At 66.1% G+C, this 15,173-nt stretch carries 13 protein-coding genes; 1 reads left to right on the top strand and 12 read right to left on the bottom strand.

Translation table 11 applies throughout. The annotated features are described in order from the left end of the window. Nucleotides 1-48 precede the first annotated feature (48 nt). From rpsA to VGQ44_03985, 12 genes are all read right to left on the bottom strand, one after another. Entirely contained in the window at nt 49-1,815 is a 1,767-nt protein-coding gene (gene rpsA, locus VGQ44_03930) for a 30S ribosomal protein S1 (protein HEV8445937.1), read from the bottom strand. Nucleotides 1,816-2,052: 237 nt separating this feature from the next. Then, nucleotides 2,053-2,769 carry a (d)CMP kinase gene (cmk, locus tag VGQ44_03935; GenBank protein ID HEV8445938.1) on the bottom strand — a complete coding sequence of 239 codons (717 nt, stop codon included), beginning with the start codon at nt 2,767-2,769 and terminating at the stop codon, nt 2,053-2,055. Continuing rightward, nucleotides 2,766-4,022, bottom strand: a complete 1,257-nt coding sequence (gene aroA, locus VGQ44_03940) for a 3-phosphoshikimate 1-carboxyvinyltransferase (GenBank protein ID HEV8445939.1) — start codon at nt 4,020-4,022, stop codon at nt 2,766-2,768. Before aroA ends, cmk begins: the two co-directional genes overlap by 4 nt. Next, entirely contained in the window at nt 4,019-4,861 is an 843-nt protein-coding gene (locus VGQ44_03945) for a 2,3,4,5-tetrahydropyridine-2,6-dicarboxylate N-succinyltransferase (protein HEV8445940.1), read from the bottom strand. The genes aroA and VGQ44_03945 overlap by 4 nt, the downstream gene beginning before the upstream one ends. After that, complete coding sequence (dapA, locus tag VGQ44_03950) at nt 4,858-5,760, bottom strand: 4-hydroxy-tetrahydrodipicolinate synthase (GenBank protein ID HEV8445941.1); 903 nt, start codon at nt 5,758-5,760, stop codon at nt 4,858-4,860. The genes VGQ44_03945 and dapA overlap by 4 nt, the downstream gene beginning before the upstream one ends. Next, nucleotides 5,757-6,461 (bottom strand): dihydrodipicolinate reductase C-terminal domain-containing protein, encoded by a 705-nt coding sequence (locus VGQ44_03955; protein HEV8445942.1) that lies wholly within the window; start codon nt 6,459-6,461, stop codon nt 5,757-5,759. Before VGQ44_03955 ends, dapA begins: the two co-directional genes overlap by 4 nt. Continuing rightward, on the bottom strand, nt 6,458-7,834 hold the full coding sequence (gene lysC, locus VGQ44_03960) for a lysine-sensitive aspartokinase 3 (GenBank protein ID HEV8445943.1): 1,377 nt from the start codon (nt 7,832-7,834) through the stop codon (nt 6,458-6,460). Before lysC ends, VGQ44_03955 begins: the two co-directional genes overlap by 4 nt. Then, a complete protein-coding gene (gene asd, locus VGQ44_03965) occupies nt 7,831-8,934 on the bottom strand; it encodes an aspartate-semialdehyde dehydrogenase (protein ID HEV8445944.1) in 1,104 nt (367 codons plus the stop codon). Before asd ends, lysC begins: the two co-directional genes overlap by 4 nt. Next, nucleotides 8,931-9,926 carry a M20/M25/M40 family metallo-hydrolase gene (locus VGQ44_03970; GenBank protein ID HEV8445945.1) on the bottom strand — a complete coding sequence of 332 codons (996 nt, stop codon included), beginning with the start codon at nt 9,924-9,926 and terminating at the stop codon, nt 8,931-8,933. The genes asd and VGQ44_03970 overlap by 4 nt, the downstream gene beginning before the upstream one ends. A gap of 23 nt (nt 9,927-9,949) precedes the next feature. Beyond that, nucleotides 9,950-12,598 (bottom strand): ABC transporter permease, encoded by a 2,649-nt coding sequence (locus tag VGQ44_03975; protein HEV8445946.1) that lies wholly within the window; start codon nt 12,596-12,598, stop codon nt 9,950-9,952. Between the two features lie 26 nt (nt 12,599-12,624). Next, a complete protein-coding gene (locus VGQ44_03980; GenBank protein ID HEV8445947.1) occupies nt 12,625-12,972 on the bottom strand; it encodes a PadR family transcriptional regulator in 348 nt (115 codons plus the stop codon). An 86-nt stretch (nt 12,973-13,058) separates the two neighbouring features. Next, a complete protein-coding gene (locus tag VGQ44_03985) occupies nt 13,059-14,072 on the bottom strand; it encodes a lysylphosphatidylglycerol synthase transmembrane domain-containing protein (GenBank protein HEV8445948.1) in 1,014 nt (337 codons plus the stop codon). Nucleotides 14,073-14,397: 325 nt separating this feature from the next. Between VGQ44_03985 and VGQ44_03990 the strand changes: the two genes are divergently transcribed. Then, nucleotides 14,398-15,173, top strand: a 776-nt coding sequence (locus VGQ44_03990; GenBank protein ID HEV8445949.1) for a type IV toxin-antitoxin system AbiEi family antitoxin, incomplete at its 3' end; no start/stop codon positions are given.

The following is a 15,173-nucleotide window of genomic DNA, read 5'->3' on the forward strand; positions in this document are numbered from 1 at the left end:
GCCCCGCCTTTCGACGGGGCCCTTTTCTTTACCTCCGATTCGGTCGAACTATTCGGTGTCGACCGCCGACATGTCCACCGGCGGATACCCCATGTCGTGCTCGGACTCCATCGGGATGATCTTCGACGGCGTCTCGGGGCGCGGCGGCTGGTCCTCCGGAATGTTCGTCACCGCGAGCACGATGCGGCGATGGATCGGATCGACCTCCAGCACGCGAAGATCGAGCTTCATCGTCTCGTAGACCACGTCCGCCGGGCTGTTCACCGTCTTGCCCGTGGTGCTCAGCTGCGAGAGCGGAACGAAGCCTTCGATGTCGTTGCCGATGTCCACGACGACGCCTTTGTCCATCAGGCGCACGACGGTTCCACCGAGCTCGGTGCCGACCGGATACGTCTCACCGATCTTGAGCCACGGATCTTCCTCGGCCTGCTTGAGACCGAGGCTGATGCGCTTGTTCTCCGAATCGATGTTCAGAATCACGACGTCGACGGTGTCGCCCTTCTTCACGACCTCCGACGGGTGCTGGACGCGCTTCGTCCAACTCATGTCGGAGATATGGATGAGTCCATCGATACCGGGCTCTATCTCGACAAAGGCGCCGAAGCTCGTGAGGTTGCGAACTTTGCCCGAGATGCGCGTTCCAACCGGATACTTGTATGGAAGCACCATCCACGGATCCTGCTCCGTCTGCTTCATGCCCAGCGAGATCTTCTCCTCGTTCGGATCGACCTTGAGCACGACCGCTTCGATCGATTCACCGATCGACACGAGCTTGGACGGATGCCGGACGTTTCGCGTCCAGCTCATCTCGCTGATGTGCACCAGGCCTTCGATGCCCGGCTCCAGCTCGATGAACGCGCCGTAGTTCGTAATCGACACGACCTTGCCCGCGACGCGGGTGCCGACCGGATACTTCTCGGCGACATCCTTCCACGGGTAGCTCTGGAGCTGCTTGAGCCCGAGTGAAATACGCTCTCGAGTCCAATCGATATCGAGCACCTTGACCTCGAGCTCCTGGCCGATCGCCACCATCTCCGACGGATGCGAGATGCGGCCCCACGACATGTCCGTGATGTGGAGCAGGCCGTCGACACCGCCGAGGTCGATGAACGCACCGAAGTCGGTGATGTTCTTGACCACGCCTTTGCGCACCTGATCCTTCTCGAGCTCCTTCATGAGCTTTTCGCGCTTCCCCGCTCTTTCGTTCTCGAGGATCACTCGGCGCGAGACGACGATGTTCCGTCGGCGCTTGTTCAGCTTGATGATCTTGAACTCGAACTTCTGGCCGAGCAGCTCGTCGATGTTCGGGACGCGGCGGAGCGCGATCTGCGATCCGGGGAGGAACGCGTCGACGCCCATCAGGTCGACGACGACACCGCCCTTGATCTTCTTGACCAGTGTGCCTTCCACCGGCTGATCGGTCTCGTACGCGATGCGGATCTTCTCCCACACGCGCATGAAGTCCGCTTTCTTCTTCGAAAGGACGACCGACCCTTCCTGGTCTTCGAGGTGCTCGAGGAGCACTTCGACTTCGTCGCCGGGCTTGAGGTCCGGGTGGTCCTTGAATTCTTCGAGCGGAACGCTGCCTTCGGATTTGAAGCCGATGTCGAGCACGACCATGTTGTCGCGGATCTCGAGCACCTTGCTCTTCACGATCTCGCCCTCGTCGATCGACGCGAGCGTACCGTTGTAAAGCTCCATCATTTTCTCGTACTCGGACGACGAGTATTCGTCGTCGTCGTACAACTCGGGACGGCGGTTGACCAGCGGACGCAGTTGTGCGCGCTGCGCGTCCCGCTTTTCGCGGTCGGTCACTGCGGAGCCGGCGCGGCCGGCGGTAGGGTTACGAGTTTCGATCTCGGGCATACGGAACGGATGATCTCCTGAGACGTCCGCGGACTTCTTCGCTCGCCGCGGCGAGGTTGAGGTGGATGAACGTGTCGATGACACGGACGTGCCATCGCGCGGTTGCCGAGGCGCAAGCCGCGAACCAGAAATGATACTCTCCTCGGCGTGTCAAGTCAACGTCAGAACCTGGCCTCGGTCAGCGACTTAGCTCACACTTCCGAGAGACGTTGGAGGTGTGGGGCGGGCTCGGCGTTGAACCGCCGCGTGCGCCAGCGCGACGATCCGATCGACCTGGTCTTCCTGGGTCAGATAGGTCGTATCGATGAGCACCGCGTCGGCGGCCCGCACCGACTGCGTCGCGTCGAGCGCGTCGCGCTGGGCGATCCGGTGCGTCTCGGCGGCGATTTCCTCGTCGCTGGGCCCACGTCCCAGTCGCTGTACCAGCCGGCGACGCGCACGTTCCCACGGGTCGGCCACGAGAAAAATCTTCAGGTCGGCGTTCGGAAACACGACGGTTCCCATGTCTCGGCCGTCCACGACGACGTCGTGCCCGCTTGCCGTGCGCCGGACGAGCTCGTTGACCCACTGCCTCACCCGCTGCATCTGCGCCACGCGCGAGACGTGCTGGGTGACCTGGGCATCGCGCAGCCGGTCGTCCGCCGGCTGCCCATCGATGATCACCGCGAACGATTCACCCAGCGGCGTGAAAGCCACGCCGCGGGCCGCGAGCAACACGTCGTCGTCGGTCCAGGTCGCCGGGTCGCCGGGTCCGACGAGACGTGCCGCCGTCGCCGCCCGATAGAGAGCGCCCGAATCCACGTGGCGATAGCCCAGGCGGCGCGCGACCCACTGCGCCGTCGACGACTTTCCCGACGCGGCGGGGCCGTCGATGGCGATGACGAACGGAAGCGGTCCGTTCATCGAGTGACGCTCGCCAGGTCGTTCCAGAAGTCCGGGTAGGAGACCGCGACGCAGTCAGGCTCATCGATCTCGATCGCATTGCCTTCGGCGGCGCCGAGGACGCCGAAGGCCATCGCGAGCCGGTGATCGCCGTGGGTCGTGATTCGGCCGGAGAGTGCCGGCGACGGTCCGCGGATCTTCATTCCGTCCGGCAACTCCTCCGCATCGGCGCCGATCGCGCGCAGGTTCGCGACCACGGCCGCGATCCGGTCGCTCTCCTTGACGCGCAGCTCGTTCGCGCCGGTGATGATCGTCTCGCCGTTCGCTCGCGTCGCGAGGCAGGCGAGAAGCGGCAGCTCATCCACCATCGACGGGACCTCCGCCGCGGTAATCGTCGTCGGACGAAGCTCCCCCGGCGAGACGACGACGTCCGCGACCGGCTCACCGCCTTCGAGTCGTGCATCGACCTGCGTAACGACGGCGCCCATCTGCTCGAGCTGCTCGAGAAACCCGATCCGCGTCTCGTTGACGCACACGCGTTCGAGGCGGAGCGAACCGCCGTCCGCGATTGCCGCCAGACCGGCGAAGAACGCCGCCGACGACGGATCACCCGGCACGACGACGTCGAGCGGCTCGACGTACGCGAGCTCATCGATCCGTACGCCCCGCTCGTGTGTGGTCACCGGCGCGCCGCGCGCGATGAGCATCCGCTCCGTGTGATCGCGCGTCGCCTGCGGCTCGATGACTTCGGCGCACACGCCGCCGGTCAGCGCCGCCAGCAGGATCGCGCTCTTCACTTGCGCGCTGGCGACTTCGCTCTGCCAGATCACCTCGTGCAGATGGCTTCCCCAGATCGTCATCGGCAGCCCGCCGCTCTGCGGCAGCGAGATCCGCGCCCCCATCGCCTCGAGCGGACGAGCGACGCGCCGCATCGGCCGCCGGCTGAGGCTCGCGTCGCCGACGAACGTTGCCTCGATCGGCCGCCCGGCCACGACGCCCGCCATCAGTCGCGTCGTCGTTCCGCTGTTGCCACAATCCAACGGCGCCGGCGCGGTTCGCAGCGACTCGGTCCCCCGCCCCACGATGACGAAGTCCGACGAGAGCTCGGGAATCGACGCGCCGAGCGCCCGAAGCACGCCCGCCGTCGAATGGACGTCGGCCGATTCGAGGATTCCCGTCACGCGCGACTCGCCCTTTGCCAGCGCGCTCAAGATCAGCGCGCGGTGAGAGATCGACTTGTCGCCTGGAACACGGAGCGATCCACCGACGTTCATCGCAGCCAAGCCTCGAGCGTGGTCGCCAAATCCGTCTTCTCGTCTCGGTATTTCACGATCACCGGGGCTTGGAGTGACAAATGATGGTCGGCGCCCCACCCGCTCGTCACGGCTCGCGCGCCGGGTACGACGACCGCGGCCTCCGGAATCTCGAGCGGCTGTTCGGCGTTGCCGCGATAGACCGTTTCACGCGCCAGGTCGAAAACGGGCGTGCCTCGTGTGAGGACGACCCCCGCGGCGAGCACCGCGCGCGATCGTACGATCGTTCCTTCATAGACTCCGCAGTTCCCGCCGACGAGCACGTCGTCTTCGATCACGACCGGCGCCGCGTTGACCGGCTCGAGCACCCCGCCGATCTGTGCGGCCGCGCTGACATGCACACGCTTGCCGATCTGCGCGCACGATCCGATCAGCGCGTGGGAATCCACCATCGTACCTGTGTCGACGTACGCGCCGACGTTCACGTACATCGGCGGCATGCACACCACTCCCGACGCGACGTAGGCGCCGCGTCGGATGGACGAACCGCCCGGAACGACACGCACGTTGTGTTCGACTTTGAAGCGCCGAATTGGGTAGGTGTCCTTGTCGACGAACGAGAGTTCTCCGTCGTACGCCTTGAGCCGCCCCAGCCGAAAACCGAGGAGGATGCCGCGCTTCACCCACGGGTTGGCGCGCCACACGTTGTCGTCGCCCTTGCTCGCCGAACGCACGGTGCCGCCCTCGAGCGCGTAGAGCAACGACTCGATTGCGTCGACGGCGCTCGGCGCCAGCGCCGCTCCTTCGGGTGTGGCCGCGAGCTGTTCGATGTCCGCTTGGAGCTGGACGAGGTCGGTCACGATGGCAGCTCTGCTCCCGCCGCCATCAGTGCCGAGCGAACGGCGTCGCCGTAGGCATCGGACAGGGGCACGAGCGGCGAGCGCAAAACGTTTTTGATCTTGCCCATACACGCGAGCGCTGCCTTCACGGGAATCGGATTCGACTCGACGAACGCCGCCCGCATCCACGGCAGCAGCTTCATGTGAATCTTGCGCGCCGCGGCCTGGTCGCCCGCCAACATCCGGTTGCACAGCTCGGACATGAGGTTGGGGGCCGCGTTCGAGATCACGGACACGATGCCGTCTCCGCCGAGCGCCATCACGGGCAACGTGAGCTCGTCGTCGCCGGACAGGACGGAGAATTCGGGCGCGCGTCCTCGAATCACGTCGGCGATCTGCGACAGCTGTCCCGACGCCTCTTTCGTCGCGACGACTCCGGGAATTCGCGACAGCTCGAGCGTCGTCTTCGCTTCGATGTTGCTTCCCGTTCGTCCTGGAACGTTGTAAACCACGATCGGCAGATCGACCGCCGCCGCGATCGCCGCGTAGTGCGCGACGATGCCGCGCTGCGGCGGCTTGTTGTACCACGGCGAGGTATGGAGCAGATGCGTCGCGCCGAGATCCTGCACGCGCTTGGAGAGGTCGATCGCCTTTTGCGTGTCGTTGCTCGCGGCGCCCGCCACGATCGGTACGCGGCCGTTCGCCTGCTTGGCGACGATCTCGACGACGCGGCAGTGCTCCTCGATCGTCATCGTCGCCGCTTCGCCCGTGCTCCCGCACGGCACCAGAAAGTGAATTCCCTCGGCGATCTGCCAATCGACGAGCGCGCGCAGCGCCTCCTCGTCGATGCTCGTGTCGTCGTTGAACGGCGTCACCAACGCGGTGCCGCAACCCGTGAGTCGTGCAATGTCCGCTGTCATTGAGAATCCTCTGTCGCCGCGCTCGCGAGCACGTCGCGCATCGTGAACACGCCTCGCTTCCCGATGAGCCAGCCGGCGGCAAGGAGCGCGCCCTCGGCGAACACCCGCCGGTCGCGAGCCGTGTGCGTCAACCGAATCTGCTCGAACGGCGCGTCGAAAATGAACTCGTGAATCCCCGGAACCGAACCGGTCCGCACGCTGGTGATCGGAATCGCGTGCCCCCAGGCCCGACCCGCGGCGGCCGCGAGCGTTTGTGCAGTCCCGGAGGGCGCGTCTTTCTTCGCCGCGTGATGCGTCTCGATCTCATGCGCGTCGAATCCCGTGGCCGCGCGCAGCAGACGAGCGGCCTCGGCGACGATTTGCTCGAACGCGTTCACGCCGAGCGAAAAATTGGCCGCGGTCAAAAGCGCACCCTGCCGTTCGTCCACGAGACGCCGAACTTCGTCGAAGCCGTCGTACCAGCCCGTGGTGCCGACGACCACCGGACATCCGAACCCGACGAGCGACCGAATGTTCGCCGGCGCCGCCCCTGGAACGCTGAACTCCACGGCGACGTCTGCCCCGCCCAGCGACTCGCGGGTCGGCGTCATCATGTCGCGCTGCCCCAACTCCGCGACGACCGACCATCCGCGGTCGGGCGCCAGCTCGCCGATGGCGCGGCCCATCTTGCCCAGTCCGACGATCGCCAGCTTGCGTGTCATGCGGCTTTCCCCCCACTCCCCGCCGACTCGAAGAACGCGGCGTGGAGCCGCTGCATGGCGGGCCTCACGTGTTCGTCGTCGACGACCATCGTCAGGTTGATGCGGCTCGCGCTGAGCGAGAGCATGTGCACGCGTACGTCGCCGATCGCGTCGAGCGCTCGCGCCATGGCGTGCCCGCCCTCCGCGATCGCGCCGCCGACGACGGCGACGATGCCGCGATTCCGCTCGATGGCGACGTCGCCGAGCGAGCGCAGGTCGGAGACGATCGAATCCAAACGCGATGCATCGTCCACCGTGAGCGACACGGAGACTTCCGACGTCGCCACGACGTCGACCGACGTCTTGTGCCGCTCGAACGTCGCGAAGATCGAGCGCAGGAACCCTTCGGTGAGGAGCATGCGCGGCGAACCGACGCGCACGAGCGTCACGCCTCCCTTCCCGGCGATGGCGCTCACCGATCGCTGCGGCGCGTCGAACGTGATCTTGGTGCCGTGACCCTGCGGGTTCATCGAGTTGAGAACGTAGACCGGAATCCCGAGGCGGACGGCGGGAGCGATTGTGTTCGGGTGCAGCACCTTTGCGCCGAACGATGCCAACTCCGACGCCTCCGCGAACGCAATCTGGTCGATCAGCCGCGCCGAAGGAACGACGCGCGGGTCGGCGGTGAGCATGCCGTCCACGTCGGTCCAGATCTCGATCGCGTCGGCGCGCACCGCGGCGCCGATCAGCGACGCGCTGTAGTCGCTGCCGCCGCGCCCGAGCGTCGTGATGATTCGCGTACCTTCAGACGCTCCGATGAAGCCGCCGAGCACCGGCACCTTTCCGTCCCGCAGTAGCGGCAACACCAGACGGCGGCACGAGTCAGCGATCGCGTCGCGCTGGGGCTCGGCGCGCGTGAACGCGTCGTCGGTGATCATGACGTCGCATGCATCCACGTGCACCGCCGGAATCCCCGACCGCTTGAACGCCGCCACGCACAGGATGGACGACATTCGCTCGCCGAACGAGGCGATGGCGTCGAGACTGCGCGGCGTGAGGTCTCCAAGCGTTGACAGCGCTTCGGCGAGGTGCGCCATCTCGTCGATCATCGCGCTCAACTCCTCGCACGTCTCGACCGCGTCGGCTCCGTCGCCGAGCAGCCGCTCGGCTTCGCCGAGGTGCCGGTCTCGAAGCCCCTCTAACGACGCGAGGGCGCCGAGGAGATGTCCGCGCGAGGCTTGCTCGGCGAGTGCGAGCAGCGAGTTGGTCACACCGCCGAGCGCCGAGACGACGACGATCGGTCCTCGGTCGAGCCGCGTGCCGACGATGCTCGAGGTTCGCTTTACCGCTTCCGCGTCGGCGACCGACGTGCCGCCGAACTTGAGGACGATCACGGGCCGTCGAGCAGCCCGCAGCGCATCATCAACTCGGCGTTCAGCACCGACGCGCCGGCGGCGCCGCGAATCACGTTGTGCCCCATCGCCACGAGCTTCACGTCGAACACGGGATCGCGGCGGACTCGCCCCACGATCACCGTCATGCCGCCGCCCGCGTCGACCTGGCGCCGCGGCTGCGGCCGATCCGGCTGGTCCGCGAGAACGATGGGCCGTTCGGGCGCGCTAGGCAGGTTTCGCGCGTTCTCGTTGCCGCGCCACTCGGCGATGGCGGCCGACACTTCATCCGCCGGCGCGCGCTTCTTGAGGGCGAGCGAGACGCAGACCGTATGGCCGTGCTCCACCGGAACCCGGTTCGCGTGCGCGCTGACCGCGAATTCGGCGCTCTTGATGGACCCGACATTCAGCGAGCCAAGAAACTTTCGAACCTCGCCTTCGATCTTCGGCTCTTCGTCGGCGATGTAGGGAATCACGTTGCCGATGATGTCGAGCGACGGAACGCCCGGGTAGCCTGCGCCCGACACGGCCTGCATCGTCACGACGATCATCCGCTCGATGCCGAATGCCTGATGGATCGGTGCGACGGGGAGCGTCGTGACGATGGCCGAGCAATTCCCGTTCGCGACGATCGCCCCGGGCCAGCCGCGATTCTTGCGTTGCGATTCGATCACGCCGAGATGATCGGGGTTCACCTCGGCGATGACGAGTGGAACGTCGGGCTCCATGCGATGGTTCTTCGCGTTCGTCAGCACCGTTCGTCCGGCGCGCGCGAACGCCGGCTCGGCGTCGCCCGCCGCGGCCGAGTCGAGCGCCGAAAAGACGACGTCCGCATCGACGCGATCCGGATCGCACGGTTGAACGATCATGTCGGCGACGAACGGCGGCATGTCACCGGCGCCCACCCATTTCGCCGCCTCGCGATACGGCTTCCCCGCCGATCGCTCGGACGCGGCGAGTGAAACCAGCTCGAACCACGGATGTCCGACGAGTAACCGAATGAACGCCTGTCCCACGGCGCCGGTTGCGCCGAGGACCGCGACGCGGCGTCGCTGTCCGGGGCTGGGCGATGAAAGGGGCGGATTCGAGGGCACGGGTGTCATGCGGCGAGCAGAGTCTTCACGATCTTCTTGTACGATTCGACCGCCGCCTTCAATTCGCGCACGCTGATGAACTCTCCGGGGGTGTGCGCGACGTGGATCGAGCCGGGACCAAAGAGGAGCGGCGTGCCCCATCGCGACAGCAGCGGGATGTCCGACGTATAGGCGACAGGTGCAACTTCGAAGCCGGGGATCGTATGGAAGTGCTGCGCCGGAATGTGCGATCCGAACTCGAGCTCGGCTCGCCCCTTCGCCCACTTCTCGATCTGCGCGCGAATCGGCGCCACGTCGCCCACGAGCCGAAACATGATCTCCGCTTCGGCGGCCGCGGGAATGATGTTGGCCGCGGTTCCGCCGCGCAGCACCCCGACGTTATAGGTCGTGTCGCCCAGGACCCCGTCGTGCGGCAGATCCAACTGATCTAGCGTCGGCAGCAACGCGAGCATCGGTGTGATGGCCGATTCCCCCAATTGCGGGTACGCCGAGTGCGCGGCGCGTCCGTGCGTGCGCACAGTCACGCGAAGCGAGCCTTTGGCTCCGCTCGCCAGCTTGCTCTCGGTGGGTTCGCCGTTCACGAGAAACTTGCTCGTCGCCGCGAGGTGGTTCGCCGCTCGAGCGCCGTCGGACCCCTTCTCTTCTCCCACGACGAACAAGAGATCGACACGCTCTTCGCCGGACGTCGCGAGCTGCTCGGCGGCGGCCAACATGGCGGCGGCGATTCCTTTGGCGTCGCAGGACCCGCGCCCCATCAGGCGGTCGCCGTCCCGGCGCGGCGGGATATATGGAAGGACGGTGTCGAGGTGCGTGGAGAATGTGACGCCGCGTCCCTTCCGCGATGCCCACACGTTGGCGCGGTCCTTTGTCACCTCTTGGAGCGTGACATTCCAACCGCGCGCGACAAGCCACTTCGAGACGAAATCCACCGCGCCGCTTTCGGCGCCCGTGGAGGAATCCAACGCGAGGAGTTCGGCGGCCAGCGAGACGACATCGGTCATGCCGCCAAAGCTAGCCAGACCGGTCACTCCCCGCGCAGGGCCCTCGCGGGATCGACGCGCGCGGCGCGCAGGCCTGGAACATACGCGGCCAACAACCCGATGATCGCGAGCAGTGCTCCGTTGACGGCGAACGTTGTTGCGTCGCGCGGAGGAATGCCGAACAGCAGCTTCTGCATGAGATTGGCTCCTGCGAACGCAACCACCATCCCGATTCCGATGCCGATGGCGCATAGACCGGCGCCGCGCATCAGGATGGATCGAACGACGTCGCCGCGCGTCGCGCCGAGCGCTACACGCACCGCGATTTCGTGACGCCGCTGTTCGACGGTGTACGACACAACGCCGTAGATGCCCACGGCGGCCAGCAGCAGACCGAGGATACCAAAGAGACTGAACAGCGCCGCGCTCAGCCGGTTGGAAACGACCGCGCGCTTCTCGAGTGCGCTCAACGGTTCCACGGCCGCGAGGGGAATGTTGCGATCGATCTCGCGCACCGCCTTTCGAAGCGGCGCCACGTAGGAAGACGGATCGCCGCTTCCGCGCAGCACGATGGACAAGCGGCTATACGGAAACTGGGAGAGCGGGCGGTACATCTCGCCGGGCGCGTCTTGATTCGGCCCCACCTCGTGCACGTCGTCGACGACGCCGACGATCTCGAAGCGCTCGAGCTCAGCCCACGGGTACGTGATGAAATGGCCGATCGCCGATTCGTGCGGAAACGTCGTCCGCGCGAACGTTTCGTTCACCACGCCGACCTTCGGCGAGCCTTTGACGTCGGCGTCGGTAAAACCGCGACCCTCCTTGATCCGCATACCAATCGCTCGGAAATAGCCCGGGGTGATGGCGCGAACGTCGGCGAATGGTCCCGTTCCCTCCGGCGGTACCGGCCTTCCTTCCACGGAGAACCCCGTCACGCTCCGGTCTCCAGTGAGCGGCAGATAACTGATCGCCCCAACGGCGCTGACTCCCGGAAGCGTCGCGATCCGCGATTCGGCGTCGTGCACGAAGGCGCTGATCGACGTGTCGCTCGGATAGAGTCGCGACGGCAGCGACATGCGCGCCGTCAGCACGTGGTCGGTGCGAATGCCGAGGTCGACGCGCTGAAGCGCCGTGAAGCTCCGCACCATGAGCCCCGCGCCAACGAGGAGCACGAGAGCCACCGTGATCTCGGCGATGACGAATGCGTTGCGGAGGCGGGCCGTCGATCGTGCCTGCCCGGAGCCACCCCGGCCACCCTCCTTGAGCGTTTCTTGAACGTTGGATCGCAGCGCATGAAGCGACGGCGCGGCGCCGAAGACGAGCCCCGTGGCGACGCCGACCGCCGCGGCGAACAGCATCAATCGCCAGTCGACCGAGACGTCCGCCAACGCCTGCACCGACAAATCACTCGGCAGCAGCGCCACGAGCGCGCGCGTCCCCTTCATGCCCAAGCCGAACCCGACGATCGTCGACACCGCCGACAACACGAGGCTCTCGGTGACCAATTGGCGCACCAATCGAGTCGGCGACGCGCCGAGCGAGATGCGCACGGCGATCTCGCGCTCGCGGGCCGAGGCGCGCGTGAGCAGCAGGTTGGCGACGTTGGCGCACGCGATCAGCAAGAGAAATCCGACCGCCGACAGCAGCGTCCACAAGAGACGAGCGGAATTGCCGACGAGCCTCTCGCGAAGCGGCACGACGAACGCCGTCATGTTCGCGTTGTACTGCGGCTGATCGTGCGCCGTGCGCGCCGCGAGCACCTGCATCTCGCGGTTCGCCTGCTCGAGGGTCACGCCGGGGCGGACCAGTGCGAGCGCGCGGAGACTGCGGCCCCGCGGCGTCGCACCGGCCGGCGCGAGCCGCATCGGGATCCACACGTCGACCGGCTCGTATACGCCGAACCCGGGCGCCGTGACGCCGACCACCGTGTACTGTCGGGCCTCGAGCGAGACGTGCCGTCCGACGATGCCGGAGTCGCCGGCGAAATACTCCTGCCAGAACGCATGGCTCAGCACGAGGAGGTCTGGGCCGCCCGGCTGGTCTTCCTCAGCGGTGAAGAACCGGCCCAGCGCGGGGCGCGCACCGACTACGACGAAGAGACTCGCGCTCGTGACGCGGGCCTGAGCGGAGACCGCGTCGCGGCCCGGGGCGGCGAGCGAAGCGGTTCCCTCACGAAACGCCGCGAACGCATCGAACGATTTCGCGGTGCCGCGCCACGTCGCGAAGTTGTCGACGCTGAACCCGCCGCGAGAGCACGGCTCGCCCGACGGGTTCACCGTATTGCGCTCGCACACGGCGACGATCCGATCGGCGTGCGGATACGGCAACGCGCGCAGCAGCGCCGCGTTGATCACCGAGAAGATCGACGTCGTCGCGCCGATGCTGAGGCCGAGAGTCGTGACGGCCGCGATGGTAAACGTCGGCGATCGCACGAGGCCGCGGATCGCGTATCGAACGTCGTGCACGAAGTCTTCGAGGTATGCGCTTCGCACTTCGTTGGCGGCGGACTCCCTCCACTGCTCTTTCCCGCCGAACGTGATGAGCGCCACTCGTCGCGCCTCGGCGGGCGTCATCCCGGCTCGGACGTTCGCCTCGGTGGCCATCTCCACATGGAAGCGCATCTCGTCGACGAACCGGTCGTCCATGTCACGATGCCGGCGAAAGCCGAGGAACAGCCGGACACGATCTCGCATTCGGCGGAGAATGTTGTTGGCGCCGCTCATTCGCCCGCGCTCTCCATCGCAAGGACGAGCTCCACGGCGCGCGACATGCGGCGCCACGCTTGCCGCTCGTCGGCCAGGCGGGCGCGGCCCGTGTTCGTGAGCGCGTAGTAGCGGGCACGCCGGTTGTTTTCCGTCGTATCCCACTTCGACGCGATGACGCCCTGCCGTTCGAGCCGGTAGAGTGCCGGATACAGCGACCCTTCGCCGATGCGCAGCACGTCCTTCGATCCGCGCGCGAGGCGCTCCGTGATGCCCCACCCGTGCATCGGGCCGAGCTGCAACGCTTTCAGCACCAGCAGGTCGAGTGTACCCTGCAGCAGCGCGTCCTTGTCTTTCGATGCCATGGCCACTCCCCTCGACGCTCGAAGGAAGTAGTATGAGCCCGCTTCCTTCGACCGTCAAGGGGAACGACGGCTCGTCTCGTTGCGGGCTAGGCGAGATCTTCCGCGCGCGAGCGCAGGTCGAGTCCGGAATCGGAGGCGCGTCTGCCGCGCCGCCTGAAGATGAACTCGGGAGCGAGCGCGACGCCGAGCAGCGTCACCGGAATGATCTGCTGCGTCTGGATGAGAAAGGCCACGGCGAGCGCCTGGTTGCGGTCCATGCCGAAGGCGGTCGCCACGAGCGCGTAGAGTGCCTGGAACACGCCGACGTTGCCGGGTGTCGCCCGAATCGCGAAGCCGAGGTTGACGGCAAGCAGCGCGGCGACGGTGCCGACGAGTGACAGGTGGAAGTCCGCGGCGCGCGCGGTGAGCGCGTACGTCCACACCTGCATCCCGACATTGGCAAGCGACAGACCCAGCGCGGCGATGAACCGCGGGGTCGTCGAGATGCCCCCGACGGCGGCACCGAAGTGCCGGAGGTATTCACGGAGACGGCCGCCCCATCCGTGCGCGTTCGTCTCCGGCATCCGGATCTCGTCGAGATGCGGGCGCCGGACGAGGTACACCATGAGGATCACCGCAATCACGAGCGCGACCCAGGCGACCGGACGCGCGTACTTCAACCCCGGAGGCAACTCGAGAAACGACACGACCAGTACGAACATCACGACGTAGCCGATCAGCTCGAACAGGCGCTCGAGCGCCAGCGATGCGAGAACCCGAGCGCTGGGGACGTGCGCCGACCGCGCGACGAACACGACACGCGCGGCCTCGCCGCCGTTGGCGACGAGGATGTTGTTGAGCCCCGCGCCCGCGAACGTCGCCCGCACGGCCAGCCAGAGCGACGGCGCGCCGGCCGGCCGCAAAAAGACCCACCATCGCAGGCTCTTGACCACGAGCGAGAGCAGATTGACGACGGCCGCGGCGACCAGGGTCGCGCGATTCGCCTGCGTGATGTGGTCCCACGTCTCCGACCAATTCACCTTGCGCGCGAACAGGACCAGCCCGCCGATGATCGCGACGGACAACGCAACGTGCAGCGATCGAGAGACGGCCTTGCTCATGCGGCGTCGATGAGGCTGGATCGGGAATCCCGATCGAGTAGGCGACGCACCTCCATCGGCACGGCGTGTGCCGTCCGAGACCTGAGACGCGCGCTGGTCGCGTCCGTCGGTTGATGCCAGGACCCAGACTCGAACTGGGACTCCCTTGCGGGAAAGGGATTTTAAGTGCTTTTGGTGTATTTGTAACGTGTTGCTGTGACTCGTGTTACGGCGGCCGACTGTGAAAGTGTGTAAGAGAATGTGTAAGTTTTGCTCTTTCGGCCCTCGCGAGCCATTTCTACCTGAATCGTTTGCGTAAGGTAACGAAAACTGTTACCTTGGGCGAATGAAACCGGTAAAAGAACGCCCAAATACTCGCGACTTCCTGGACAGCCTGGCGTCCAGCAGCCGATACAGCTTCAGCACGGCTGACGCTATTAAAGAACTCGAAATTTCTAGGCCTGCCCTAAAGGTAGCGCTGGGCCGCCTCGCGCGTCAAAAACGCATCGTTTCGCCGGCGCGCGGCTTTTACCTCATCGTTCCGCCTGAATATCGATCCCTCGGGTGTTTGCCGGCGGATCAGTTCATTCCCGATCTGATGAAGCGTCTCAAGCTCCCCTACTACGCGGGGCTTCTGACGGCGGCGCAATACCATGGCGCCGCGCATCAGCGTCCGATGGAGTTTCAGGTATTCGTCGAAAAACCGAGACGGCGGATCGCCTGCGGCGCCGTCCGCATCGAATTCATTGTAAGGAAAGGTGTCTCTGGCGTGCCTGTGCAGCACCTCAACACGCCGCGCGGCTCCATCGCTGTCTCGACGCCTGAAGCCACGGCGATTGATCTCATCGGCTATCAACGCCACGCCGGCGGCCTAAGTCAGGTAGCGACGGTGCTGGCTGAACTCGCGGAGCGGATCGACGCCAAGAAGCTCGCTCTCGCTGCGGAGACGGCCCCCGTCCCCTGGCTTCAACGTCTTGGCTACGTGCTCGATCAGGTCGGTGCCAAGGACAAGACGGAGAACTTGAAGAAGCTGGTGCGCCAGCGCGCGCATGAGCCGGTTCCTCTCTTGCCCGGTGCGCCGCACAGCAAGACGTCGCGAAACGCCGACTGGAGAATCTACGT

It is taken from the genome of Gemmatimonadaceae bacterium (assembly GCA_036003045.1).
Lineage (GTDB): Bacteria > Gemmatimonadota > Gemmatimonadetes > Gemmatimonadales > Gemmatimonadaceae > JAQBQB01.

Bases quoted from the DNA above. Each gene is read 5' to 3' on its own strand.
- cmk (HEV8445938.1), bottom strand. From the start codon at position 2,769: ATGAACGGACCGCTTCCGTTCGTCATCGCCATCGACGGCCCCGCCGCG.
- aroA (HEV8445939.1), bottom strand. From the start codon at position 4,022: ATGAACGTCGGTGGATCGCTCCGTGTTCCAGGCGACAAGTCGATCTCT.
- dapA (HEV8445941.1), bottom strand. From the start codon at position 5,760: ATGACAGCGGACATTGCACGACTCACGGGTTGCGGCACCGCGTTGGTG.
- VGQ44_03955 (HEV8445942.1), bottom strand. From the start codon at position 6,461: ATGACACGCAAGCTGGCGATCGTCGGACTGGGCAAGATGGGCCGCGCC.
- asd (HEV8445944.1), bottom strand. From the start codon at position 8,934: ATGACACCCGTGCCCTCGAATCCGCCCCTTTCATCGCCCAGCCCCGGA.
- VGQ44_03970 (HEV8445945.1), bottom strand. From the start codon at position 9,926: ATGACCGATGTCGTCTCGCTGGCCGCCGAACTCCTCGCGTTGGATTCC.
- VGQ44_03975 (HEV8445946.1), bottom strand. From the start codon at position 12,598: ATGCGAGATCGTGTCCGGCTGTTCCTCGGCTTTCGCCGGCATCGTGAC.
- VGQ44_03980 (HEV8445947.1), bottom strand. From the start codon at position 12,972: ATGGCATCGAAAGACAAGGACGCGCTGCTGCAGGGTACACTCGACCTG.
- VGQ44_03985 (HEV8445948.1), bottom strand. From the start codon at position 14,072: ATGAGCAAGGCCGTCTCTCGATCGCTGCACGTTGCGTTGTCCGTCGCG.